We start from the raw sequence: 23,114 nt of genomic DNA, 5'->3' as shown, positions 1-23,114 counted from the left end.
CTTTCGAGAAGGACCTGAGGGAGTGGATGCCGCGATCTCGTCTTCGCAGACATCGGTCGCTCTGGGCACGCGTAGTCACCCCGATATTCGAGGTGCGACCTCCAGTGTACAGGATCAGTCGCCATCGATCGCTCTGCACAGGTCGCGTTCCCCCGGTGTTGTCCCCTGGACGCGGGTTTCCCGCCGCACGTCACTCACGCGGGCACCAAGATGGTCCGATGCGAACCCAGAGCAGTCGCGATCGGTCGCCTTTGACTGTGCCACGAGCGATCGCGTTCCTGTTGTTGCTCGTCATGCTGCCCGGAGCCGCCGTCGTGCCGCCGACGCCGGACCCGCCATGGACCTGGCCCGTCGACGGGGCGCGCACGGTGACGACGCCGTTCCGCGCGCCCGCGCACGATTACGGTCCCGGCCATCGCGGGATCGACATGTCGGCACCGGTCGGCACCGTCGTGCGTGCGCCGGCAGACGGCGTCGTGGCGTTCCGCGGAGTGGTCGTGGATCGGCCGCTGCTCACGATCGATCACGGTGACGGGCTCGTGACGACGTTCGAGCCACTGGAGTCGACGCTGTCACCGGGCGCGGTGGTCGCGGCGGGTCAGGAGATCGGCACGGTCGCGCTCGGCGGTCACACGCCGGCCGCCGAGCTGCACCTCGGCGTCCGCTACGACGATGTGTACATCAACCCCATGCTGATGTTCGGCGAAGTGCCGCGCGCGATCCTCCTGCCCTGCTGCGCGCCTGTCACCGGCGTCTCCCTCGGCGGAACCGGTACGCCGGAAGTGCTCAGGCTCGTGGGTGCGCGAGTCGGTAGGTCGCTGTGAGTCGCTCTGAAGAGACGTGCGTATAGATCTGCGTCGTTCCCAGGCTCGCGTGCCCGAGGATCTCCTGCACTGCTCGCAGATCCGCGCCCCCGTCGAGCAGGTGCGTCGCGGCCGAATGCCGCAGTGCGTGCGGGCCGACGGCATCGGCGCCGATGATCGGTCCCAGCGCGTGCGCGACCAGCGTGTACACCGCGCGAGGCCCGAGGCGCGCGCCGCGTGCGCCGAGGAACACAGCGGGCGCAGTTCGTTCGGCACGGGCGATCAGCACGGAGCGACCCCGCGTCAGGTACGCGCCGAGTGCATCGCGTGCGGGTACGCCGTACGGCACGACTCGCTCCTTGGATCCTTTGCCGAGTACCCGGACAGTGGCACGATCGAGGTCCAGATCGTCGACGTCGATGCCGCAGAGTTCCGAGACCCGCATGCCGGAGCCGTACAGCAGTTCGAGGATCGCATGATCCCGGAGATGGATGGGGTCTCCATCCGCTGCCGTCGCCCGACGCGCGTCGAGGAGATCGCGCATGCCGTCCTTCGAGGCGACAGCAGGAAGCGTGCGGCCGCGTTTCGGCGCGATCAGCCGCAGACTCGGATCCAGACCGATCAACTCCTCGTCCTTCGCCCACGCGAAGAAGGAGCGTGCGGCCGCAGCTCGTCTGGCCAGCGTGGCGCGTGCGTCGCCGCGTTGGGTGGCGCGCCAGAGCCAGTCGCGCAACGTCTCGAGATCGACGTCGGCGAGCGAGCTCTCCCCGACGGCAGCCGAGAGATCATGCAGATCCGATCGGTACGCCCGTACAGTCGCGGGCGACAACCTGCGCACCTGAGTGAGATGCGCAGTGAACGCGTCCGCGGCGGCGTTCAGATCCATGAAACCAGCATGCCCGTCACGGCCGCAGGCGTGCCGCGCCTCGCCGGGGCGCGCCCAGAGCCCGGCGCTGAGCTCCGGAAGAGTTCATGCGACGGCGAGGCGCCACCCCGCGTCATCGCTCCGCACGCGCTCATCCAACGACAGCAGGCCAAGCAGTGCACGGACGCGTTCTTCCGACAGCCCGGCGATCCGGGCGAGTTCAACGGACGAGCGTGCGGTCCGGGTGCTCATCGCATCGAGGAGACGGGTCTGGTCGGGGTCGATGCGCGCACCGTCTCCCCCAACGCGACCGCCGTTGAGGTTCGCGTCGAGGCCGAGCAGCTCTCGCACCTCTGCAGTGCTGGTGACGCAACGCGCGTCGTATTCACGCAGCAGCCGATGGCAGCCGGCAGACGCGGCGGATGTCACGGGCCCCGGCACCGAGCCCAGCGGCCGTCCGAGCGCGGCCGCGTGCCCTGCAGGTGTCTACTTGTATATCCTTCAGGTATGGCAAAACTTGCTCAAGGAACCTGCGTGATTTACGCCCGGCTGTCGCAGGATCGCAGCGGTGACGAACTCGGTGTCGAACGCCAGGAGCGTGACTGTCGTGATCTAGCTGCCCGGATAGGGCTGACAGTCGAGCACGTGTACGTCGATAATGACGTCTCGGCCACGAGCGGGGTGTCACGCCCCGAGTTCGAAGCGATGCTTGCTTCGCGGCCTCGTGTAATCATTGCTTGGCATCAAGATCGGCTCCTGCGCCTGACGAGTGATCTCGAGAGAGTGATCGCTCTCGAGATACCGGTGCACATGGTGACCGCTGGCACCCTCGAACTCGCTACTCCTGCTGGAAGAGCCGTCGCACGGACGGTCGCCGCGTGGTCTCAGTACGAGACCGAACAGAAGGCACTCCGCCAGAGAGCCGCCAATCGTCAAGCAGCTGAGTACGGCAACTGGCAGTTCTCTAATAGGCCATACGGGTACCAGCGCGTTACGGGGCGGATCGAACCGATCGAGCTTGAAGCGAAGCTCATTCGCGACGGTTATCGTCGTGTGCTCCGAGGCACAAGCTATCGGGCGATTGCGGCAACATGGAATCGCTTGGCCCGTCGCTTCCAGATCTCGGAGTGGCGGCCGATAAAGAACGAGCTATGGAGTGGCTCACGTGTTCAACGCCTGCTCGAGAATCCTCGATACGCCGGCGTCGTCGTACACAAGGGCGAAGAGGTCGATCTCCCCGAGGGAAGGTTGCCCCAGTGGCAACCGATCATCGACGAGCAGATGTGGCACGAGTTCCGGCAGCTCAAACTCAACCGGAAGCGCAAGCGGTCCTGGGCAGTCTCACCGAAGCACTTGCTCTCAGGCATGCTCACGTGTGGCGTATGCGGCGGACCGATATACACCCACGCGAACTACAAGACGACACGGACAGGCGCCGCAGAATCAGGAAGACACAGACTTCCCGTCTCAGGGCCTGATGGAAAGCTGATCCGGCACGCAACGTACGTGTGCTTCGAGAAATACTGCGTGTCGATCCGTGCGACGCACGTTGAGTCCTTGGTGGAAGGAGTCGTACTCGCTCGTCTGCACGATGATCGCATTGTGCACGCGCTTCGGGACAGCGATGACGCCACACCCCTTGAGGAAGAGATCGCCGATCTCCACCGTCGCCGAGAGGACGTCACCGACTTGCTCGCGGACGGCCTCCTCCCCCGCGCCAAAGCACGCGAAAAGCTCGAAGATCTGACATCGCGACTCGAGCGCACGGGGGCAAGGCTCGAGGCGATGCGAACGTCGTCGCCGCTGAGCGATCTGCGAATGGCTGAGTCGATTCCCGATCGATGGCGGGCATTGCCTGTGCTCGCGAAGCGACGGATCATCAGCGATCTCGGCTTGCGGCTCACGATCGATCGCGCGGATCAGGGGAGGCGTGGGATCGATCCAGCCACAGGCAAAGTCTTCACGGAAAGCGCTTGGGCAATGCGGCGCGTGGCTGTGTCCTGGTCCTCGAAGTAGTGACCGACCCGGTGCGGGTGACGGCTCCTGCGTCCATCACCCGATCATCACCCGCACCGTCACCCGATTTTGTCCCGAAATTCCGCCGAATCTAAGAGCGGGTGATAAAGGTGACGGTAAAAGTTAAAGAAAGTCGTTGGGGCGAAGCAACGCGATCGCTTTAGAGTGTTCGCGGCCGCCATCACCCGTCACCCATGCACCTTGTTCCGTGCAATCGCGCGGATGGACCGGGTGATCCCGATCATCACCCGCTCGCGGCTCTTCATCACCCTAAAGCCGATGGTCAGCAATGCCCAGGCCACATCTCCCGCCTTTCCAATGTCTGGCTGAGCGAGATAGTTGATCTGCGTACTCAGACTGTGCTAACTTCACTACGGCCCAAATGAAATAAGGGCAAGAACAACGCGAAGTGCACTGGAAACATCACGACGCAGTTCGACAAGAGGACGCGCACCGTCGGTGCACGGCCGCCAGTGCAACCGGTAATAGGTTCGGCGATTCGGTCCCTTGAAAGTAACGACACTTTCGAGGTTGACTATGCCCAGTATTCTCACTGATACCCCACCTGACCGCACGACCACGACCACGACGACGGATGAGCTTCTCGATATCTACGAGGCTTCCGAGATCCGCAACGCCCAGGGTGCGCGCCGCTTCGGTTCTGTTCACACGATCCGGCGACGCGTGAAGGACGGATCGCTCCCCCACACCCGCATTGGTTCCAAGTACTACGTTCGACGCTCGGCGCTAGAGCCGCTCGCAACTCGCAAGAGTCAGGCCGACGCTCCGTCTGCGCTGATAGCTGAGCTCGAAGTAGCCGTGAACCGCGTGCTCGCGTCCTCCGGCCCGCTGAGCGACGAGCAATGTGCTCGTATCGCCGCACGCCTGAAGGGAATGGTTGCGTGACGGAGAGCGACGGACTTATGGCGGAACGAAAAATCCGCCCCACCGAAGGTGGAGCGGATCCCGAAGCGTTTGGCGGCGCTGACACCAATCTTAACCTCATGGCTCCCGCGATGCCAACGATTCTTGGGACGCAGAACTCGATCATTCGCGGAATCACCACGCAATATCTCGCAGATCTCGACCCCGACAATCGACCTCATCCCTTTCAGGTGGAGAGCGAACTGCTGCGTGCTGTCAATGCGGAGCTCCGCATCGCGAACTCCGGCCGAGATAGGGGCGAAAAGCTTCCGCTTCTGATAAGCCTCACCGCCATTCAGGTTGCACAGGTGCTCTGCCGCCTGCACCATGTCGCTCTATTGGTCACTGCCCGTGATGGCTCCGGAGGACGGAGCGACACCGATCCCCTAGTCATCTATTTGCATGACCGCGGAATCTACATGCGCAGTGACGACGCGATCGCTTCGCTCGTCTTCGAATATGCACGAGGAAGCAGCTCATTCCTTAGAGACGTGACGGCTTCTCTAAGGGCTTTTGCTCCCTCGATCCAAGCTGTCTCGGGAAACGAGTGGACTGCGGTCGGCAACGGGGACTTTCATCGCCCTACGGGTGCCTTGCACGCTTTCTCGTCTGATCGGGTGTTCTTGACTCGTATCCCGGTCGCTTACGTCGCCGATGCGGTGAACCCGACGATCCATAACGAGGACGACGGAATTGACTGGGACGTGGACAGCGCCATTCGAGAGTTCGCCGCGGGTGACGATGGAATTGAGTTGATTATGTGGCAGTTGTTCGCGGCCGTCGTTCAGCCGAATGTTCGGACCAACAAGATCGTGGGTCTCTACAGTCCGCGCGGAAATAATGGCAAGGGCACGGTGATTCAGTGGCTGATGAATGTCGCGGGTGTGGCGAATACACTCAGCACGACGATTGCAAAGCTCGGGCAAGACGCCTTCCTCCCGGCCATCGCAGGCAAGTCCCTTGTCGTTTCCGACGAGAACGCAACGAACGACTTCATCAAGAACGGCGAGACGCTGAAGCTGCTCGCGACACGCGACCCGCTCCTAATCAACCCCAAGTACGTCGCCCCATACAACATGATCTTTGTCGGTACTCAAGTGCACTGCCTCAATGCCCTTCCCCGTTTGGGTGACCACGGGGAGAGTATGTGGCGACGCTGGCTCTTCATCCCGATGCTCGCGCACTTCGGCGGCATCGAGCGAACGTACATCCGCGATGACTACATCCACCGAAGCGACGTCCTCGAGTACGTGCTGCGGCGGGCGCTGGAGATGAACTTCACCGGCTTCACCGAGACCGCGTCCACGCGCAGCGTACTGCGCGAGGCGAAGGCGACGAACGATGTTCCGCGCATGTTCTGGGACCAGCACAAGGACCTCTTCGAGCGGGATCTACTTCCTCTTGAGCTGCTCTGGGAGATGTACAAGGCATGGTTCGCGCAGAACAAACCAAACGGGTTGATCACCGATCGCGCCACTTTCGACAAGAGCATCCGCGCTGCCGTCTTCGACGACGCTGGAGAATGGCTGGATCTCGGTCAGGGCAAGCCGAAGAAGGCCTCGGTTCACGTGTCCGGCGACGGAGAACTCATCGAGCAGTACGGACTCGACAGGTACAAGTGGCTCAATGTCGAAAAGGGAAAGCAGTACCGCAACGTGATCTTCCGAGACCGCGCGGCGATGTCGGCCACGACCTCTACCTCGTTGCAGTTCTCGAACTCGCTCGCTACGACGCCGGAAGACCGCCTCGCTGTCGTCAAGAAGCTGTACGCCGAGGATCTGGCGCTCTGGAAGCGTCGCGCAGAAGTGGATGATGGCGTGACTGATCCCGCTCACCTGGATGATCACGCTCATGTTCGACGCATGGGCACGGGCTGCGGAGGTTGTTCGCATCCTGGCCGCACCTACGCGCAAGCGATTTACGCGCGTTCGGTCAACCTCGACCGCGCTCTTCTTGCCGCCCAAGCGGCGGTCGATGAAGACGAAGCCGTGTCGGACTACGTCGGGCTCGCCGCATAGATCCAGGCTTCCAAACCGAGCCCCGCCCGACGGGGCTGCCCTGAAAACCTGACGGAAGGAGATCCCTATGAAAAGAACACGTAGCCAGATCCGCGCTGCTCAGATCGCCGAGCTGGCCGCTGAGCAGGCGGCGCATGACAAGAGCGTGAACGATGCGATGAAGGTCGCCGCGTTCGCCCGTTGCGACGCCGTCGAGCAGCTCTACGAGTTGCTCGACCTGAAGCCTGAGCGACCGATCAGCCGCGAAGGCAAAAACGGCGCATATGAGGTCGCCACAGACAAGGATGAGGTCAAACGAAGCGCGCGTTTGATCGAGGCAGTCTCAGCCCTGTTGGCGGTCACGGAGTCGTATCGAACGACGTACGAGCCATCGGACAGCGGGCGCGGTCCCGACGGTGCTGTTGCGCACGCCGAGGCCGCGAACGACCAGCGGTTCGCACCGGCTTCGGCCGGTCAGTTGGCTGCGCTTCAGCGCGCCGGCTGACAAGGCTGACTCAGCGATCTATCAGCTCGCGTCAGCGCACGAAGAGAACTCTCCCGCCGCCTTCAGGGCGCTGGAGGGTTCTTTCGTTTTCGATGGGGGACCCACCACAGGTGGGGGAAGGCGAGAGCCTTCACCGGGTGTCGGGACGGAGGCCTGACCGAGAAGTATCCGAAGACATGAGCGACGCGATATGTCCGACGGATAAACTGCTCGCCGTTCTTTGTGTAGTCTGGGACCACCCTCGCGGAGCGGGGAAGCAGAGGCCCAGACTGCACAAAGAACCGAGCGAAGGGGACGGACTGATGACGAGGACCAACGAGGCAAGCGAAGCGCCGCCACGTCGGTCGAGGAAGAAGGCCGTCAACTTCGCGAAGCGCCGCACATTGCGGTTCAGCGACGACGAGGAACGAGCCGTCGAAGACGTGCGGCGAGCGTTGGCTACATCCTCCGGACGCGACCTCGAAGAGGTCACCTTCTCCGAAGCTCTTCGGCTCCTCATAACAGACAAGCCCGCCGTGGAGGACGCGGAAGCCCGGGCGCTGTTGATCGATCGGGACGCCACCTCTTCGAGCTCCTGGAGCCTGGCTGCGATCTCAGACCGGCTCGGCTACGAACTTGCCCCTATGCGCAACCACATTGCGCGCATCGGCGGCAACCTCAATCAGATCGCGAAGCGGATCAACAGTGGCGATCTGGTCACGCAGAGCGAGCTGTCCGAGGCACTGCAGGCAGTCGTCGAGCTGCGCGCTGTGCCAGACGATATCGAGCATCGGATCGCAGTCCTCGCCGGGCACGGACTTCCACCCCGAGGGTCGGCCTAACGTGCCTGTGGTGGTGGCGAGCTCGACCCGATCTGCGGACGCGCTGATCAGCTACGCGCTCGAAGACAAGCCAGACCAGCGGGACGAGCGCTACGTCATGGCGTCCGGCGTCGGCGGACTGCTCGTGTCCGTGGCTCAGCACCAGATGCGTGATGTGCGGAAGAAATGGGGAAAGGACAAACAGGGCGCTTTCGTACAGGCGTATCACGTCATCCAGAGCTTCGCGAAAGACGAACTGGATCCCGACGATCCCGATGCCTGGATGACCGCTCAGAAGCTCGGCAGAGCCCTCGCCGAAGATCGCTTCCCCGGGCGACACGTGCTCGTCGTCACGCAGAGAGACGGACGTGCTGGCTGCGTCCACAACCACCTAGTCGTGAATTCTGTCGAGACACGCACAGGCCGCAGCCTCAATAGCAGCATCATCAGCCACGCACGGCTGGTGGAAGCTCACGAACGCATGCTCGAAGAGCAGGGTTTCGAGCAGCGTGAAGACCTCAAGAAGGTCTTCAGCGACGCCACCGAACGCCGGGAACGCGGCGAGCCAAGCGCACTGCGCGGAGCCGACTCCGTCCAAAGCAGCGAGCTGCGGGAGTACCACCGCTACGTCCACTGGGTGGCCGAATGCGAGCTGATCGACGATTTCGGCGGCACCCGGCGGAAGGAGCCATTCAGCTTGACGATGCTCAAGTCCAGCATCGAGCAGACTATGGCGGACTCTGCCGCTGTTGACTGGGACAGCTTCGTCGAGATTGGAAGAACCCGCGGGGTGAATATCGAGCAGCGAGGTAAGGGTGGGCGGGGCATCTCCTACGGGATGCTGCGCGAAGAGCCCGACGGTACCCTCGCTGAACCGACGGCCAGCGATCGCCGCAGATGCACCACGCTCGGCACGGCCTTCGAGATGGACGAAGTTGAGGCGACGTTCGTTCGCAACAACGCGGTGAAAGTGTCCTTGCCACAGAAGACCACAACTGAACGCCGGCTGTCCCCCAAGGATCGTATGCGGATCGCTCTGGACGAGGCGGCACAGGAGGCAAGTGCCGCCGCTCAGCGCCTGGTGGCTGCGGCCCTGTCGAACGACGAGGCGATGACGGATGTCGAGGCTCACGCGCCCAGCAAGGCTTCTGCCGTCCCGGGCACAGTCGGACTGTCTGAGCTTCAAACAGCTCAGCCGCGGATCGCCGATCCCGATCCAGAACCCGAGACCACGTCGCTCGAGGAAGCTCCGCACGACGTAGCGCAAGAGCGATCAGCACGGACGAAGACTGTCGCCGATGAGATTGGGGCGGTCTCCCCCAGGCCTCGCCCGTTGCGGCTGCGGTTCCCCGAACTCTTCGATGAGGCGGCGCTTCCCGGGCCCGAAAAACAAAGAGGGGTCGGCGACTAGCGCTGTGCGGTGGGCGAAAAGGGGCCTTCGAGTGTCCATATCGTGGTCAGTGCGCTCCCTCTGAGAGGACTCGAGCGACCAGGTCCAGAAAGTGCCCCTCAACCGGTCATTTTCTAGTCCCCGTGTGGCCACTACGCGGACAGAGCATCTATTTTCGCGCAAGCGATGAACGGCCGCCGACCATAATATGGCCACGCGGCGCCCACGAATTTCGGCGACATTCCAGTTTCATGCTGTGTTTTTGACACCCCGCCGGATGTCCGTACTCATGGGCATGATGAGTAGATGCAGATCCATGAGACGGCCGACACATTCGACCTCCCTGATAAGCGCGTGTGGGTCGTCGGCGACCTCCACGGCAACGCGGGATGGATCCAGACGCTGCTGCCAGCGATGCGTCGACATGCCCCATCGCTGCGCACAATCCTTCAGCTTGGAGATTACGGCTTCGACCACGGCCATCTCGGCACGCATCCTGTTGACTACTGGTCGAAGCGCGCAGGCATTGAGCGAGTGCTCGTCACGCTCGGTAACCACGAAGAGTGGGATCACATCACCGCGGCCCAGGAGAACGCCCCCGGGATGGCGATCAGAGTCAGCGAAGTCGTGTGGCTCCTCTCCCGGCCGTTTCGTTTCAAGATCGCCGGACGCGAGGTGCTATCGCTCGGCGGCGCGTCCAGCGTCGACAAGGCTTTTCGCACCGCGGGTAAGGACTGGTTCGAAGAGGAACTCATCACGGAACGGATGGAGGCCGCCGCAATTACGGGAGGCCCGGCCGACCTCATGCTCACGCACGAGTCGCCGACAGCCGCGGTACCGGAGGTGCAGAGGCTGCTGATGAACAACCCGCACGAGTTTCCTCCCGAGGCGTTGGCCATATCTGCTGCCCAGCGAGAGCGAGTACAGCGCGTGGCCGACGCGGCGCTCCCCCACCTGCACATGCACGGTCACATGCACGTATTCGGTGATCTTGAGCGCGATGACGGCCGAAGCGTTGTCAGCCTCGATCGGGACACGTTCGCCGGGAATGCCGGAGTGCTCGACATGGCTACCCTGTCATTCGAGATACTGCCTCTAGCCGACATTCGCGGCTGGCGCTGATCGCGACAGCATCCGATAGCTCCACGAGCCATCATCAGCTCCGGCCAGTCCGATACTCAATATTCACCAAAACGAGCCAGGACGGAGGCATGTCGACGCCTTTGGTGCCCGAGATGCGCTACCCCAAGTGCTCCGTCGATTCCGTGCTGAGGGACGACTTGCAGAGCCGCTCGTATTTGGTACGTGTCGGCGCCCGGAAGGCGCCGGCGTCCATCTGAGCTGTACGCGGCGCTACTTCGCGCGATCGAGGGTCTCACCATTGCGCAAGTCATCTATGAACGCACGAACGCCGGATCTGTTAAGCCCGTGTCCGCAATCGCCGCCGTCTCGGCTTAGACCCCGATTCATTTCGCTAGTGCCCGAGCATCGAACGCATCGAAGCTAGACAGAATCGTGGCACGATCGGTCTTGTGTCTGTGGTCCCCCGCAGAATGTAACCGTGTCGACCTCGAACCAAGCGCGGACAGAACGCCCGACTGTCTATCTCGATCAGTGGGTGTGGATTCGTATGGCTCTGGCCGCCGCGGGGCGCCCGCGCGTAGCAGCCGACGTCAAGGTATTGGAGGCGATCCGCGAAGCGAGCGCGGCGGGCGTTGTCTTTCCGCTTTCTGCTACTCACTACGAAGAGACGCTGAGGATCGCTGATCCGCGCCAACGACGCGATCTCGCCACCATCATGGCCACAGTGAGCCAGATGCGGACGTTGCGTCGGCAGAACGACCTCGTCCGCCAGCAGCTCCTTGTTGCACTCCACGAAACAGTCGGACGACCGACCTTCCGCCCCAAGAAGACAAATCCCCTGGGGATTGGTGTCAGTTGGGCGTTTCGAGGCAAGCACGCGTTCCTTCGCGCACTCGACCAGACCGGTCGGGTTGTGTCATCAGTTGACCCGGTGTGGTTACGTCACATCAATCAGTACGCGGAGACTGAGATGTTGGCCGGGCCGGCGGACGAAGATCTGCCGCTTCTTGCCGAGTACGGTTATCGACCTCCCCGCGCTCACGAGACAGCTGAGGGGAACCGCCTCGCGTGGGAGGAGCTACTAGAAGAGCGACTGCTCGAGCATCCGCGTCCATCTCGAACCGAGCTCCGCGTATGGCTGTTGGCTCGTGAACTCAGCCATGAGTACCTCGATCTTTTGATCTCGTTGTTCCATGAGTATCGCCTTTCGCTGTCCGCAATCAGTCCGGTCGCAGACGGAGTCAAGTCACGCCAGCGAATCGTCTCATTCGTAGAACGTGTCCCGACATTGCGCATTGCCGCCGAGCTGAAGCTGGAGATCGTTCGTGACTCACACAGAAGCTGGAGCTGGAACATGCTCCGCGATATTGATGCGCTGAGCATCGCGATTCCCTATTGCGACGTTGTGGTCGCAGACAAGGATGCTGCAGCCTTGGTGAACAGGACGAAGGCGCCCGACCGCTACGGATCGGCGGTCATTAGCCGACTGGAAGACTTGCTCACCCTGCTCCCAGCGCTGATCGACACCGCTTCCTCGATTGCTGAGGACCCTACGGGATGGATTCAAGTCGCACCTGGGGTGAGCTTCACCCTGACGCCTCCAAGACCGCTGACCCACGCTGAGCGGACGGCGGGATACGTCGTGCGAATGCTGGACGAAGATGGAACCAGGACTACTTCTAAGCCAGAGTTTCAGAGCGACGAACGGCAAGCATCAGACTGAAGCTAAGTTGTTGGCCAGCCGTGCGACGGACCCCGACGCCATAGTTCACCCCCACACGACGGTCCGAGATCAGCACAGATTCAGTACATGCTGACGAGGCTGATCGCATCCGCTCCCTTGTCATATTTGAGGGCCAACAGCCGACGAACGCTTCCACCGTCGACCTTCTCGAACTCAGCAGAGACGGCGAACACTGACGCTCCATCGGGGGCATCCCGGAAGTCGTACAGGTAGCTCTGCGACATCTTCGCTTTGATGATCTTCGCGAGTTCGTCAGCCGTGACATCTTGCAACCCGATGCTCGTCATCAACCGAAGCTTGCCCTCATCGCGTAAGAGGTACTTCACAAGCTTTTCCGGTGGCACAACAACCGAGGCGGCGTCAACGTCAAGCCACGCGCCCGTGGCCGCCGCCAATGTTAGATCACGATCCTCGGACGCCTGGAAGGCGTCCTGCGCCTCGATTTTGTACGACAAGAAGGCAGCGAAATAGAAGTCGATCACGCTCACCACCTGATAGCCGAAAGCCTGCAGATCGAATCCAACTGGATCCTGGTCTGAAACGTATGGTTCGTCGCCGCCGTGATCGAGCAGAATCTTGTCATCTGTCATCACCCATTCATGGGCGACTGTGCGGTCGAGGTAGTCGCGTACAGGACCTTCCCGGGACACGTCGATGTAACCGCGATAACGCGGCACTTCGACTAAGGCCTCGTGCAGTGTAGTGACGTCATCGTCTCGAAGATTCGTGAAGTACACGGCGTAGTGAGTTCGCCAGTTCAGCGCCCCGGGCCCTGATCGCACGAGTTCATTGTCCAAGCTTTGTATCGGGATCGGACCGCCGAAGTCGTGCAAGTCGCCGTGAAGCATGCTGGTTCTCAGCGTCTTACGGAGGTGAGGCAGATAGAGCTTCGCAAACGCGACTGCGTAGTTGAGCGAGGGATCGTCGAGCCAGTCGTAAAGGAAAACCACCTGGCGACCGTCCCGCGTTGGAACGAGTGCCGATTTCAGATCGTCGTATCGCACGGATCGGGATGCCAGTAGTCCCCGTAGATTCTCTGCCTCGGTTTGGATGGCGGTGCGAAACGCACTTGCATCGGAGCGCGCGAACTGCGAGTAGATCCAATGAACGAGTGAGTTGTCACGAGCGTTGAGAGTGTGGAAGTCGGGCACATACCCGACTATGTCAAAGATCAGGAGGGATGCACTCAAAGCGCGTCCGTTGACATCTGGGGAGCCTGAGCAGCACTCGAACCTTCCCGCGCGCCTTGTCGCAGCTAGCGCGACAAGCCCTGTGGCTCAGGAAGCTTCACCTGCCTACTGGAGCGAGACTGCCTGAACTGGCGGCACGGGTGTCGTTCACAAGACTCACTCGATCAGCCATTGGATGCCAAACCTCCACTGTGCCCTCAATCGGAAAAACGGGGTATGCGCCGATAGTTCTGATAACTGTGATTATCCGTGGTAGAAAACCCACCCCTTGAAGTGAGATGGGGCTGAGTTGAGATTAACACGCGGATCAGCAGAAGTGCACAGATACGAGCAGTAAGCGTTCTTTTCGCTTGACAATCAGCAACCCGGCAATCCTGAATTCACGAAGCGACTTGACCCTTGTGCCGCACGCATCGTCAGGGCATTCTTATTGGGCGAGATTGCGACGGGTGCTGTCGCGATCTCTCGCTGGGGAGCCGAGACTGGGGCAGTCTCAGTGGGATGCCCTGCTCTTGCGCCCTTCCGTCTGGGCGGGGTATCTCTCAGCTCCCCAAAGATCCCGATTTCAGGCAGGCCTGTTTGAGGCGACGATGAAGGCGACGCCGTCCTCGTGGATCCACTGGGAGAGGATCTTGAGCGATCGCTGCCGGAGCTCGGCGCGGAGCGCATCGATATCCGCATCGGTGAACTGCCAGGCGTGATCTCCACGGCGAGCCTTGCGTGGGGCACCTGCGTAGACGTTCACTCTGCCGGAGGCCGCAGCGAAGTGAACGCTCTTCGGCAGAGCTCGGCCCGCCAGTATGTCGGCATCCGTGGGGCAGCCGAGGTGATCTCCGTAGCTGGTGTCCTCGTGAACGAGAGCGGCCACCTGGTCGAACGCCTCGAGGTGCCCAGGGGTCGGGAACGACGGCCTGCCGGCGGCCAGCAGAGCGTCGTAGCGATCCATCCGCTCGCGCTGCTCCAGGCGGTGTGCCCGCTCGAGCTTCGAGAACGTATTGTCGCTGTCGTTGATCGCCTGGCGTAGCTCAGTGATCTCGGCGGTGTCGTGCTCGCTCGTGGAGTAGATGACGGTCATGGCGAGGTGCTCCTTTCGGGAGTCGAGGTGTGGTTTTTGGGCGCACGAAAGAGCCGCCCGGCGTCGTGTCCAGGCGGCTCTCTCAAGTGATGTCAGGCTGCGCGGGAGATCTGTGGGTGTTCGACGAGGTGCGACAGCGCAGGCGATCCTCCTTGACGACAGAATGGCTCTAGACAACGAGAAGAGCCACCATGGAGCCAGCACCCGAACGTCGCACGCGCGATCGAACCAGGAACAACGAGCCGTACAACTTTGAAGCGGCCAGGTTGGCCTGGGTCGCGTTGCGCGTAGAGCACGAGCTTCGTGGTGATCAGCGTTTTCCGAGGGAGATCCAGCACGCTGAAGCGTTCGGACGACGGGTCGGGCGTATCGCCCCTTTGCCGGAAGCCGGCGAAGAACTCCGATGGCGAGACTTTCCAGAGATCGATGCGTGGAGCGATATCCCGGAACGGCCGGAATTCGACGACCCGCACTACGTGCCCTACTGGGCGCACACCCAACAGGACTGGGAAACCCACCTGCGTCGTGCCGCGGATAACGCGGCGATTGAGGAGCTTCGCGCACGGGCTGGCCGCCCTGTCACAACACCAGTAGAGCTGGACAAAGTCATTGGTGTGTACGCGGCAGAGCCGCCGCCGCAGCGATTTGGCGTGTCTGACAACGGTGCGGAACATCTGGTCGCTCACTGGCTGCGATATCTGGGCGCGCACGATGCCGTCGTGACGCAGTACGTGGGTGATGGCGGAATCGACGTGGCGTCGGAGGCGGTCATCGCGCAGGTCAAGAACTACGCCCCGAATCGCTCTGTCGGAGTCGCCGACTTGCGTCAGCTCGGCGGCGTGGCTGCTGTTGACGGCAGACCTGCGGCGTTCTTCACATCGGGCACGTACGCATCGGGATCCATTGCGTTCGCAGAGCAAGCCAGCATCGCATTGTTCAGGTATGTCGCCACGGAGGGCCGGCTAATGGCGATGGACACGCTGGCTGCGGACATGAAAGAGCACGGGATTCATCTCTGAGACCCATTGCACCGGACGACGTGAGCGAGGCTGACGCGGAGTTGACCCGCTCGTCGCAATGATCCACCGATGGACTCATCGCGATGAAACTTCGACCGCGATAGCACGCTGATACCGTCAGTCCCATGCCCAGACGGATGGTCAATCCAGCGTTTCGACAGCAGCAGTGGGACGATCGCTATGCGCCGCACATCGCACCCGTCAACGAGTACGTCGACGAGCTGCGCGAGATCGGTCGTGGCTGGGCGCCCTACGTTGCGCCGATCCACGGCGGAGTCGAGGCACGCGTGCTGAGCATCCTGCGCGACCCCGGTCCTGCGACGCAGGACGAGACCGGCAGCGGCTTCATCTGCGTCGAGAACAACGACGGCAGCGCAGAACTGCAGGCAGTGCTGCTGGAGCAGGCGGGTCTGTCACCGTACGAGCTGCTCCCGTGGAACGCCTACCCCTGGTACATCAACCGCGCACCCAAGGCGGCAGAGCTGGATGCCGGAGTCGGGACGATCCTGCACCTGCTGGAGCTCGCACCCAACCTCGAGGTGGTGCTCCTCCAAGGCAAGGACGCCGAACGCGCCTGGCGCAGGTTGCAGAGGGTCGCGCCGAGCATCGAGGGTGAGCGGGGTCTCACCGTAGTGCGGACGCTCCACCCATCACCGCAGGCACTGTTCGTGCGCGATCTTGAGCAGAGAGCTGCGCGCGTGAGGCGGCGGCGTGAGGCGTTCCACGAGGTGGCGGCGGCAATACTCGGCTGAGGTTGCGCACATCGGCGCGCGATGTACCACGCAACAGGACGCATCTTCTCAATCACTCCTGGTGACAGCGGAGTTCTCGAGACGCGATCGCCGTTTGAGCCTGACAGCGGCGGATACTCCGAGCCCGATCATGACTGAGGGCACAGTGAGGGCGATCAGAGGGATCGTTCCGTGGAGCAGAGTGTCGCGACTCGGCAGCAGCGGGGACGCTTCCGTCGCGCTGTCTGGTGGTGGCAGGGGCTGTATCTCGACGGGTGTGACCTCCGGGTCAGGCACTACCTCCGCCTCGGCGCGACGATATAGGCGCACCCATTCGCGGAGCTGGTCGGCCGGGTTCGTGCTCGCTACGGGAACATCTGCCACCACTGCTTCGTAGGCGTTGATGATGCCGTGTCCATAGATCGGATCCGACGCGTTTGCCGCGCCGAATGGGTCCGCCGTTTGAAGGATGCGGTTGATGACTTCACCGGCGTCGAGCTCGGGGTGCGCCCCGCGCACGAGAGCAGCCACGCCTGCCACGATCGGCGCCGCAGCGCTCGTTCCGTTCCAACCGACGACAGCCCCGTCCGATGTGACCCCGATGAGTTCCTCGCTGGGTGCAGAGACGCCGATGGTGATCCCTTGTGTCGAGGCCTCTTCACTGGCAATACCGTCCCTGTCCACACCTGCCACGGCGAGCACACCCGGGATCGTTGCCGGCGCACCGACGACATCGGTACCGCTCCCGCGGTTCCCCGCGGCAGTCACGACGATGACGTCATGGTCGTAGGCGTAGAGGAACGCTTCGTCCCAGCTCTCGTGCCAGTCGCGTGTGTTGGTCGTGAACGAGAGGTTGATGACATCGGCACCGTTGTCCACTGCCCACACGATGCTGTCTGCCACCTGCTGTACGAACGGCACGGTGGAGGACGACCCGGGAAAGCCCAGAGACACCGAGAGCAGGTTGGCTTCCGGAGCGACGCCGATCATGCCGGTGTCCCCGGGCCCTGGCCGGCCGGCGGCGACCGAAGCGACGAGCGAGCCGTGCTCGCGATCGATCACGCCCACCGGGGTACGCCCGTCGCTGGAACCGACACCGGAGAAGTCCGCGCCGCCCGTCACTCCTTCAAAGACCGCAGGACCGCGGCCGATGCCCGTGTCGAGCACCGCGATCGTCTGGCCTGCGCCACGGGAGATCTGCCACGCATCGCGGACGCTCGCGGTATCCAACCAGAACTCGGCGGCACGCACGGGATCCTCCGGCGCAGTCGGTGTTGGTGAGGGGGTCGGCGCCGCGCTGGCGCCGACAAGCGTCAGCGCCAGCGCGAGAACCGCGGGAAGAGTCGTAGCGGCCAGTTTGGGCCCCCATCCACCGGGCTTGTGTTCGATCACGGCGTCAGATCCGCGCGGAGCTTTGCCCGCGCCCTGGAGTACCTGCTGCGCACTGTTGCCGGCTTCTTCCCGAGTATCTTCGCTGCGTCTACGAGGGAGAACCCATCCCAGTGGACGAGCTGAATGATCTCTCGGTCGGTTTCGGACAGTGCGCGCAGTGCCTCCCAGACGTCGTCGCGCACGGGCCGCTCGTCGCCGCTGACGAGAGCCTCGCCCTTGAGACGCTCGCTCAGCTTGCGTCGGCGTGCAATACCGCGGCGGTGGTTCGCGAGCACGTTCCGTGCGATGCCGAACGCCCACATACGCGCTTCGACAGGTTCCGACGGCATCGAATCGACCTTGCGCCACATCGTCAGCAGAACCTCGCTGGTGAGATCAGCAGCATCGTCCGTGGACACCACGCGGCGGGCGAAGTACGCGAACAGAGCCCGCTTGCTCCCCTCGATCAGGCGAGGCAGGTCGAGCGTGTCTTCGCTCCACATCCATTCCAAGGCCTCGACCGACTCGTCGGGATGCCCGGGCATCAGTGACGCACCCATTCGCACGTCGATGTGCCTGACGTTCCCACGCCGACACCGTCGAGAAGCTCAGCCGGAATCTCGTCGACGACCACGGTCGAGATTCCCGTGGAGACGGTAACTCGATCCAGATCCTCCTGTGTGAGCTCAGGATCAACATCCGGATCTCCGACGTTGACCGGGTTCGCCTGGCCGAGGTCATATCCTCGCTGACCGATCCTGGTCCAGTCATGAGAGGAGATCCACTCTTTGGCCTCGGTGACGTTTGTGCCTTGCCAGGAACTGATCGCGAGCGAGTACGTGCACTCGACAGGGGTTCCCTGGTCGGTGACATACGAGATCGGGATGACGACGTCCGGGGTGAAGTTCGGCGCGACCCATACGGTCGCAGCCGTCGCAAGAACGCCCACGCCCAGCAGCGCTCCCACCACCGCGGCAATACGTGCACCGCGGCGCCGGCGCCGGGGACGTGCGTGCTCGTCGGCCGCGTTGGTCGCGATCCGCTCGAGCATCGCGTCGAGAAGCTCGGGTGAGTCCGCCCAACTGTCGCGTGGAGTGAGCAGTCGGTTGAGCTGTGTGTCGTCCATGAGATTCCTCCGATGATCCGTTCACTACTGCTCATGTCCGATTCTGGGCGATGTGTTGCATCGATGGAGAAAGAGCGCTGATGCTCTTTTGCACGAACATGTCGGAGTCTCACCAAACCTGTCAGCGGAGAACGCGGGCGCATGATTACTTACAGTTCCGGCTACTTACAGTTCCTGCACTCATCAACAGCGCGGTCCGATGTCGGGATACGCCAGCCAACCGACAGTTGAATATTCTGCGGGGGCTGTGGACGGTATCTAGTCCGCAGCCCTCTCCGCTGCTCGTCGCGTTCCGAAAACGAACCACACCAGTGAACCTACGACGGGTAGGACAATCACGGTGATTGACCAGAGGATCTTGGTTCCGGCGGAATGGCTTGATCGATGAATCTGGACGAGGGCGACGATTGCCAGCCCCAGAATGAGCGGAACGCCCGCCAGCGACCACAACGCATCCATCGGGTAGATCTCAAACATGGTGCCCTCCGTGTAAGCCTGATTTCCGAGAGTTTAGGTGACGCTGGAAGCCACTCCAAGCCCTCTTGATTTCTGTGACCCAGCATGGAAACGGCCTCGAACAACGCTGCACCTTCACGCGGACGATCTGCGCTTAGCTGAAGTGCCTGGTACGTTCATCGACATGGCACGCAGAATCGTTCATCAGCTCGTCGATGACCTTGACGGGGAAGTCCTCGAGACCGGCGCCGGCGAGACGATCACGTTCTCGCTCAACGGGGTCTCCTATGAGCTGGACCTGTCCGAGAAGAACGCCGCCGAGTTCCGCGAGAAGCTCGACCCCTGGATCTCGGCAGCGCGACGCGTGGCGAGCTCTGGCACCGGGCGCGCTCGTGACAGCCGGCGTTCAAGTACGGGATCCAGGCCGAAGCGCGACCTCGCCGCGATCCGCGTCTGGGCGAACGCGCACGGGCACAAGGTCTCGGACCGCGGCCGCGTGCCGGAGACGGTGCTGCAGGCGTACGACGCTGCGCACTGAGCCTGCGACAGAGCATGAGCGAGCCAACTCGGGAGGCAGTCATGGACACCGAAGTGCGTGCCCACATTGATCGCAAAGCCGTAGCGAGCCTCGCTCTCGCGATCGTCGCTGTCTTGACGACTCAATTCTGGCTGGGGGCAACGATCACGGCAGTAGCTTCGATCGCGCTCGCACTCGCGTCTCGGCGTTCCGTACGCGAGGACGAGCATCTCCGAGGAACGACGCTCAGTCTCGCCGGGTTCCTGATCGCGTCCGGCGTGCTGATCTTTGCCACCGTCGGACCTTCGCTTCTGAGCCTGTTCCTGTACTCGCTTGCTCCGGTACCCGTCGGCTAGGCCCGCTCCTGATCCCTCGGGACGGGCAGTGCTCGCCGTCTGCGCGCCGATATACTCGCGATGACCCGCAGTGAGGTGTTCTCTCGGGGTCCTAGACGGGAGCACCATGACAGCTGACACCGACGTGCAGTACGAGACTCACACCGTCCAGACATTGCGCGGCACGGAGGCCAAGTCCATCGCGAAGTGGGAGGCCGACGGCTGGGAGCTCATCAGCCAGACTCCTGGAAGGATCCGCACCCAGCTGGTGTTCCGCCGGCCCAAGCCGAAGACGCCTTGGCGAATGTACGCGATCATCGGCGGCGTGCTCGTCGTCATCGCGATCATCATCGTGATCGGTAGCGTTCTGAGCAGTGGCGCAGCTGAGCCCAAGGAATCCCCGAGCGCCAGCGCCGCTGCGCCCAGCGACGAGCCATCATCCGAGCCTTCGGAAGAGCCGTCGGACGAGCCCTCCGATGTATCCAGTGCCGCCCCCGCTGTGGACACTCCGTTGACGATCGCGAGCAGCCCTGACCTTGCTGCCCTTCTCACCAGCCCCGACAGCGTGCCAGCTTCGGAAGCGTTCGCCCAGAAATACGCCGGGCAGCTGATCGAGTTCGATGGGGCGATCGGGGCGATGAACAACCACGACGGGTACACGACCCGCTACGACATCCTGATCGTCAACGGCGACTACAGCGAGACGCACTCAAACGGCGGACCGACCTTCCAGTTCCGCGACGTGAACATCACGAGCGACCTGAACCTGACAGGCGATGTGCCCGACACCATCGGAGTGGGCACGAACGTGCACGTGATCGTCCGCGTCGGAGAGTACGACCCGAACAACATGCTGTTCCAGCTCGAGCCTGTGGAAACGCGAGTGCTCTGACGCTGAGCCGAAGGTCCGCTGCCTGCGAGCGGTGACGTCCCCGAAGAGTACGAAGAGTGAGGCTGATAAATTTATCAACCGATCGACGCGCTGATAAATTTATCAAGCGTCAGCCGCTTCGGGTCGGCGAATCTCACCGACAAGCAAGATCGACATCCACCGCGGTCTTCTGCATGTTCTGCAGAGTGAGAGTGATGTTGTCGAGATTGAACGCGCGAACGGCGACCAGCAGCGTGTCAGCGTCGGCCATGAGCGCCTCCCGAAGAGGCGCGATCTCCCCATTCATGTCCATCTCCCGCAGCGGCTCGATGTAGCCCTCGACCTCAGCGGCAGCAGCTTCGATGGTGGTTGCGCCGATATCGTCGCTCGCGACTAGGTTCGACACCGTCAGCAGGGACTTCTTCGCACCGCTGATCAACACGCCGTGCAGCTCGCCTCAAGAGTGGGTCCGGAACAGCCGGTGAGGGTGATCGCGAGCAGCGCACACGCAGCAGCAGACAGGACGGCGATACGCGCAGGGGGCATAGCTCAGTTATACCGTGCCCGTCGGACCCCGCTGCTAATCTCAGCACCGGTAATCACATTGCTTTGAGAGGCAACAAAGGAACAGCACAGCAGCCAAGATTGGCGCGACCGTCGCGCTTCTCGCACTCCTCGGCATCAGCGCAGTGGGCTGCTCGTCCCCTGAATCGTCCGGTTCGTCGTCGGGCACTGACAAGTCGCCTGAGACCGAGCAGGTCGAAGAGGTCGTCGAAGAAGCACCGGAGCCCGTGAGCCTCGAGGGCGAGTGGAAGCAGACCAACTCCGACGACCCCGAGCACTGGCAGAAGGCCACGATCACCGCCGACACCATCGAGGTGTTCTGGGTCGCAGACGCCGGCGACACCGAGGCGCTGTACTGGGCGGGATCGGTCGAGGTCCCCGCTGAAGGAGAGTCGTCCTCATTCGACTCGGTCAACGACACCACGAAGACCAAGTCCGCGCTGCTCGCATCGAGCGACGAGACGAAGACATTCACCTACGAAGGTGGCGAGCTCAGCTACGACGTCACCGTGCAGGGCGTGACCACGACGGTCCGACTCGGCCAGGAGTAGCTTCCGGCTGCACATCAGAGCCGCTTCGACGACGCCGTCGGGGCGGCTCTTTCGTTCACTTCTAGTCGAATACGTCAGTCGGCGGTGCCGCGAAATCGCGCAGCTTCATGACCTTGTCGACGCCGAGGAGGCCGGCGAGATTCACTGCGTCCCGGCCGCCGATGATGCGGTTGAGCATGAACTTCGGCGGGAAGCGGTCAAGCAGCGTGTTCTCGCCGTCGAATGAACTCGAAGTCTTGACCGCGAAAATGCGGGTGGTATCGAGGGCGCGAAAACTATCGATCGAAAGGATGGATGACTCCACACCACCCCAGATCAACCGGTCGAAGGATTTCGTCCCGGCCCAGTGCTGCCTGATGCGGGCCATGATGCCGCCGGGATGATCGGTTGCACCGACGTAGGCCTGACGGTACTCGTCGAGCACCATGATGTAGAGCCCAGGCACACCATCCCACAGGGTGAGATCCGTCACTTCGGTGAACTTCCGCCGGCCGGAGATGGCGTGCTGCAGCGCCTGCTCGAACTCGCCGTGATCGAGGGAGGCGAAGTGGGCCATGTTGAGGTCGAAGTTCGTGAGCGCCCGCTTCTGATGAGCAGCGCACCACTCGTCAAAGAGGATTTTGCGCTCGGGGTCGTCGGACACGGGGTCGTCGGGCACGGATTCGTCGGGCACAGAGTCGAACGCGTCCGAGAGCTCGGGGTCATCGTCGCTGTGCCGGCGCGGTGCCGACGAGCGCTTGTTGATCCGGGCGTAGGTGTCGCGCGACATCCTCAGCCCGAGGTCGCGACTACCGCGGACCTTGAGACCGAAGTGCTCTGCCCTCTCGATGTCAGCGGGGCGCCGTCTGCCACGGGCTGGTATCGCCACGTTCACCCCCCAGACCTTCCGGGAGAGCCGGGTCTGCCAGCGGTGCCAGATGAGGGTGTGCCCAGAGTCGACGATCGCTTGCAGCGTCGCATTCGCATCAGCGCCGATAGTGACGTCGAAGATGCGTTCAGGGTCGAACTCGAGGTGCTCGCCCTCGGGAAAGAGGCTCTCTTGGTTCAGCCCCCACGGGTTGGCGTCGAGAACCAGGAATCCGGACTCGGTCAGCTCGCGGCGCAGGTGGTCAGCATCCTGCGCCGTCGGCGCCCACACGTGTGTATCACGCGGCGTGCTGGTGATCTCGAGCTGCATGTGA

25 protein-coding genes are annotated in these 23,114 nt (G+C 62.6%); 15 read left to right on the top strand and 10 right to left on the bottom strand.

All coding sequences use genetic code 11. The features are described 5' to 3' along the window. The first annotated feature begins 257 nt into the window (after positions 1 to 257). On the top strand, positions 258 to 824 hold the full coding sequence (locus IEV67_RS09930; protein WP_229703009.1) for a M23 family metallopeptidase: 567 nt from the start codon (positions 258 to 260) through the stop codon (positions 822 to 824). On the opposite strand, the gene IEV67_RS09925 is transcribed toward IEV67_RS09930, so the two are convergent. Beyond that, entirely contained in the window at positions 787 to 1,689 is a 903-nt protein-coding gene (locus tag IEV67_RS09925) for a tyrosine-type recombinase/integrase (RefSeq protein WP_188436435.1), read from the bottom strand. The genes IEV67_RS09930 and IEV67_RS09925 overlap by 38 nt on opposite strands. Before the next feature lie 84 nt (positions 1,690 to 1,773). After that, positions 1,774 to 2,097: a hypothetical protein gene (locus IEV67_RS09920; protein ID WP_188436434.1), complete on the bottom strand. Its 324-nt coding sequence runs from the start codon at positions 2,095 to 2,097 to the stop codon at positions 1,774 to 1,776. 78 nt (positions 2,098 to 2,175) lie between these two features. Here IEV67_RS09920 and IEV67_RS09915 point away from each other — a divergent pair, with 78 nt between their 5' ends. The 8 genes from IEV67_RS09915 to IEV67_RS09880 all read left to right on the top strand — a co-directional run bounded on the left by IEV67_RS09915 (position 2,176) and on the right by IEV67_RS09880 (position 12,106). Next, positions 2,176 to 3,684, top strand: coding sequence for a recombinase family protein (locus IEV67_RS09915; protein WP_188436433.1), 1,509 nt, complete (start codon positions 2,176 to 2,178; stop codon positions 3,682 to 3,684). A gap of 537 nt (positions 3,685 to 4,221) precedes the next feature. Further along, the gene (locus tag IEV67_RS09910) at positions 4,222 to 4,590 is read left to right on the top strand and encodes a helix-turn-helix domain-containing protein (protein WP_188436432.1); all 369 of its coding nucleotides are present in this window, start codon (positions 4,222 to 4,224) and stop codon (positions 4,588 to 4,590) included. Further along, positions 4,587 to 6,626, top strand: a complete 2,040-nt coding sequence (locus IEV67_RS09905; protein ID WP_188436431.1) for a phage/plasmid primase, P4 family — start codon at positions 4,587 to 4,589, stop codon at positions 6,624 to 6,626. Before IEV67_RS09910 ends, IEV67_RS09905 begins: the two co-directional genes overlap by 4 nt. 67 nt (positions 6,627 to 6,693) lie before the next feature. Then, positions 6,694 to 7,110 carry a hypothetical protein gene (locus tag IEV67_RS09900; protein WP_188436430.1) on the top strand — a complete coding sequence of 139 codons (417 nt, stop codon included), beginning with the start codon at positions 6,694 to 6,696 and terminating at the stop codon, positions 7,108 to 7,110. A gap of 302 nt (positions 7,111 to 7,412) precedes the next feature. Next, complete coding sequence (mobC, locus tag IEV67_RS09895; protein ID WP_188436429.1) at positions 7,413 to 7,931, top strand: plasmid mobilization relaxosome protein MobC; 519 nt, start codon at positions 7,413 to 7,415, stop codon at positions 7,929 to 7,931. A gap of 1 nt (position 7,932) precedes the next feature. Further along, positions 7,933 to 9,321, top strand: a complete 1,389-nt coding sequence (locus IEV67_RS09890) for a relaxase/mobilization nuclease domain-containing protein (protein ID WP_229703007.1) — start codon at positions 7,933 to 7,935, stop codon at positions 9,319 to 9,321. A gap of 285 nt (positions 9,322 to 9,606) precedes the next feature. Continuing rightward, on the top strand, positions 9,607 to 10,422 hold the full coding sequence (locus IEV67_RS09885; protein WP_229703005.1) for a metallophosphoesterase: 816 nt from the start codon (positions 9,607 to 9,609) through the stop codon (positions 10,420 to 10,422). Positions 10,423 to 10,861: 439 nt separating this feature from the next. Further along, positions 10,862 to 12,106 carry a hypothetical protein gene (locus IEV67_RS09880; RefSeq protein WP_188436426.1) on the top strand — a complete coding sequence of 415 codons (1,245 nt, stop codon included), beginning with the start codon at positions 10,862 to 10,864 and terminating at the stop codon, positions 12,104 to 12,106. Positions 12,107 to 12,186: 80 nt separating this feature from the next. On the opposite strand, the gene IEV67_RS09875 is transcribed toward IEV67_RS09880, so the two are convergent. Together IEV67_RS09875 and IEV67_RS09870 are read right to left on the bottom strand one after the other, a co-directional pair. Next, entirely contained in the window at positions 12,187 to 13,278 is a 1,092-nt protein-coding gene (locus IEV67_RS09875; protein ID WP_188436425.1) for a hypothetical protein, read from the bottom strand. Positions 13,279 to 13,882: 604 nt separating this feature from the next. Next, the gene (locus tag IEV67_RS09870) at positions 13,883 to 14,392 is read right to left on the bottom strand and encodes a hypothetical protein (protein WP_188436424.1); all 510 of its coding nucleotides are present in this window, start codon (positions 14,390 to 14,392) and stop codon (positions 13,883 to 13,885) included. Positions 14,393 to 14,583: 191 nt separating this feature from the next. On the opposite strand from IEV67_RS09870, the gene IEV67_RS09865 reads away from it, so the two are divergent. Both IEV67_RS09865 and IEV67_RS09860 read left to right on the top strand, forming a co-directional pair. Beyond that, entirely contained in the window at positions 14,584 to 15,411 is an 828-nt protein-coding gene (locus tag IEV67_RS09865; protein ID WP_188436423.1) for a restriction endonuclease, read from the top strand. Between the two features lie 125 nt (positions 15,412 to 15,536). After that, the gene (locus IEV67_RS09860; protein WP_188436422.1) at positions 15,537 to 16,163 is read left to right on the top strand and encodes a uracil-DNA glycosylase; all 627 of its coding nucleotides are present in this window, start codon (positions 15,537 to 15,539) and stop codon (positions 16,161 to 16,163) included. A 48-nt stretch (positions 16,164 to 16,211) separates the two neighbouring features. Here IEV67_RS09860 and IEV67_RS09855 read toward each other — a convergent pair whose 3' ends face one another. The 4 genes from IEV67_RS09855 to IEV67_RS09840 all read right to left on the bottom strand — a co-directional run bounded on the left by IEV67_RS09855 (position 16,212) and on the right by IEV67_RS09840 (position 19,116). Then, positions 16,212 to 17,534 (bottom strand): S8 family serine peptidase, encoded by a 1,323-nt coding sequence (locus IEV67_RS09855; protein ID WP_306440988.1) that lies wholly within the window; start codon positions 17,532 to 17,534, stop codon positions 16,212 to 16,214. Continuing rightward, positions 17,531 to 18,058: an RNA polymerase sigma factor gene (locus tag IEV67_RS09850; RefSeq protein ID WP_188436421.1), complete on the bottom strand. Its 528-nt coding sequence runs from the start codon at positions 18,056 to 18,058 to the stop codon at positions 17,531 to 17,533. Before IEV67_RS09850 ends, IEV67_RS09855 begins: the two co-directional genes overlap by 4 nt. Next, positions 18,058 to 18,639, bottom strand: coding sequence for a hypothetical protein (locus IEV67_RS09845; protein ID WP_188436420.1), 582 nt, complete (start codon positions 18,637 to 18,639; stop codon positions 18,058 to 18,060). Before IEV67_RS09845 ends, IEV67_RS09850 begins: the two co-directional genes overlap by 1 nt. A 258-nt stretch (positions 18,640 to 18,897) precedes the next feature. Then, positions 18,898 to 19,116: a PLD nuclease N-terminal domain-containing protein gene (locus tag IEV67_RS09840; RefSeq protein WP_229703003.1), complete on the bottom strand. Its 219-nt coding sequence runs from the start codon at positions 19,114 to 19,116 to the stop codon at positions 18,898 to 18,900. A gap of 163 nt (positions 19,117 to 19,279) precedes the next feature. Here IEV67_RS09840 and IEV67_RS09835 point away from each other — a divergent pair, with 163 nt between their 5' ends. The 3 genes from IEV67_RS09835 to IEV67_RS09825 all read left to right on the top strand — a co-directional run bounded on the left by IEV67_RS09835 (position 19,280) and on the right by IEV67_RS09825 (position 20,839). Next, positions 19,280 to 19,633, top strand: coding sequence for a histone-like nucleoid-structuring protein Lsr2 (locus IEV67_RS09835; protein WP_188436419.1), 354 nt, complete (start codon positions 19,280 to 19,282; stop codon positions 19,631 to 19,633). A gap of 41 nt (positions 19,634 to 19,674) precedes the next feature. Then, positions 19,675 to 19,968 (top strand): hypothetical protein, encoded by a 294-nt coding sequence (locus IEV67_RS09830; RefSeq protein ID WP_188436418.1) that lies wholly within the window; start codon positions 19,675 to 19,677, stop codon positions 19,966 to 19,968. 106 nt (positions 19,969 to 20,074) lie between these two features. Further along, on the top strand, positions 20,075 to 20,839 hold the full coding sequence (locus IEV67_RS09825) for a DUF4839 domain-containing protein (protein WP_188436417.1): 765 nt from the start codon (positions 20,075 to 20,077) through the stop codon (positions 20,837 to 20,839). A 133-nt stretch (positions 20,840 to 20,972) separates the two neighbouring features. Here IEV67_RS09825 and IEV67_RS09820 read toward each other — a convergent pair whose 3' ends face one another. Then, entirely contained in the window at positions 20,973 to 21,260 is a 288-nt protein-coding gene (locus IEV67_RS09820) for a hypothetical protein (RefSeq protein WP_188436416.1), read from the bottom strand. Between the two features lie 247 nt (positions 21,261 to 21,507). Here IEV67_RS09820 and IEV67_RS09815 point away from each other — a divergent pair, with 247 nt between their 5' ends. Next, positions 21,508 to 21,933: a hypothetical protein gene (locus IEV67_RS09815; protein WP_229703001.1), complete on the top strand. Its 426-nt coding sequence runs from the start codon at positions 21,508 to 21,510 to the stop codon at positions 21,931 to 21,933. 61 nt (positions 21,934 to 21,994) lie between these two features. Here IEV67_RS09815 and IEV67_RS09810 read toward each other — a convergent pair whose 3' ends face one another. Beyond that, complete coding sequence (locus tag IEV67_RS09810; protein ID WP_188436415.1) at positions 21,995 to 23,110, bottom strand: hypothetical protein; 1,116 nt, start codon at positions 23,108 to 23,110, stop codon at positions 21,995 to 21,997. Positions 23,111 to 23,114 lie beyond the last annotated feature (4 nt).

Origin of the sequence: Microbacterium murale (assembly GCF_014635185.1) — a bacterium.
Classification (GTDB): domain Bacteria; phylum Actinomycetota; class Actinomycetes; order Actinomycetales; family Microbacteriaceae; genus Microbacterium; species Microbacterium murale.
The sequence above is the reverse complement of the archived record's forward strand: the minus strand, read 5'-3'. Positions and strand labels throughout refer to the sequence as shown.

Excerpts from the sequence above, each read along its gene's own strand:
- IEV67_RS09925 (WP_188436435.1), bottom strand. The coding sequence starts at position 1,689 with ATGGATCTGAACGCCGCCGCGGACGCGTTCACTGCGCATCTCACTCAG.
- IEV67_RS09915 (WP_188436433.1), top strand. The coding sequence starts at position 2,176 with ATGGCAAAACTTGCTCAAGGAACCTGCGTGATTTACGCCCGGCTGTCG.
- IEV67_RS09910 (WP_188436432.1), top strand. The coding sequence starts at position 4,222 with ATGCCCAGTATTCTCACTGATACCCCACCTGACCGCACGACCACGACC.
- IEV67_RS09900 (WP_188436430.1), top strand. The coding sequence starts at position 6,694 with ATGAAAAGAACACGTAGCCAGATCCGCGCTGCTCAGATCGCCGAGCTG.
- mobC (WP_188436429.1), top strand. The coding sequence starts at position 7,413 with ATGACGAGGACCAACGAGGCAAGCGAAGCGCCGCCACGTCGGTCGAGG.
- IEV67_RS09885 (WP_229703005.1), top strand. The coding sequence starts at position 9,607 with ATGCAGATCCATGAGACGGCCGACACATTCGACCTCCCTGATAAGCGC.
- IEV67_RS09870 (WP_188436424.1), bottom strand. The coding sequence starts at position 14,392 with ATGACCGTCATCTACTCCACGAGCGAGCACGACACCGCCGAGATCACT.
- IEV67_RS09865 (WP_188436423.1), top strand. The coding sequence starts at position 14,584 with ATGGAGCCAGCACCCGAACGTCGCACGCGCGATCGAACCAGGAACAAC.
- IEV67_RS09860 (WP_188436422.1), top strand. The coding sequence starts at position 15,537 with ATGCCCAGACGGATGGTCAATCCAGCGTTTCGACAGCAGCAGTGGGAC.
- IEV67_RS09850 (WP_188436421.1), bottom strand. The coding sequence starts at position 18,058 with ATGCCCGGGCATCCCGACGAGTCGGTCGAGGCCTTGGAATGGATGTGG.
- IEV67_RS09845 (WP_188436420.1), bottom strand. The coding sequence starts at position 18,639 with ATGGACGACACACAGCTCAACCGACTGCTCACTCCACGCGACAGTTGG.
- IEV67_RS09840 (WP_229703003.1), bottom strand. The coding sequence starts at position 19,116 with ATGTTTGAGATCTACCCGATGGATGCGTTGTGGTCGCTGGCGGGCGTT.
- IEV67_RS09835 (WP_188436419.1), top strand. The coding sequence starts at position 19,280 with ATGGCACGCAGAATCGTTCATCAGCTCGTCGATGACCTTGACGGGGAA.
- IEV67_RS09830 (WP_188436418.1), top strand. The coding sequence starts at position 19,675 with ATGGACACCGAAGTGCGTGCCCACATTGATCGCAAAGCCGTAGCGAGC.
- IEV67_RS09825 (WP_188436417.1), top strand. The coding sequence starts at position 20,075 with ATGACAGCTGACACCGACGTGCAGTACGAGACTCACACCGTCCAGACA.
- IEV67_RS09810 (WP_188436415.1), bottom strand. The coding sequence starts at position 23,110 with ATGCAGCTCGAGATCACCAGCACGCCGCGTGATACACACGTGTGGGCG.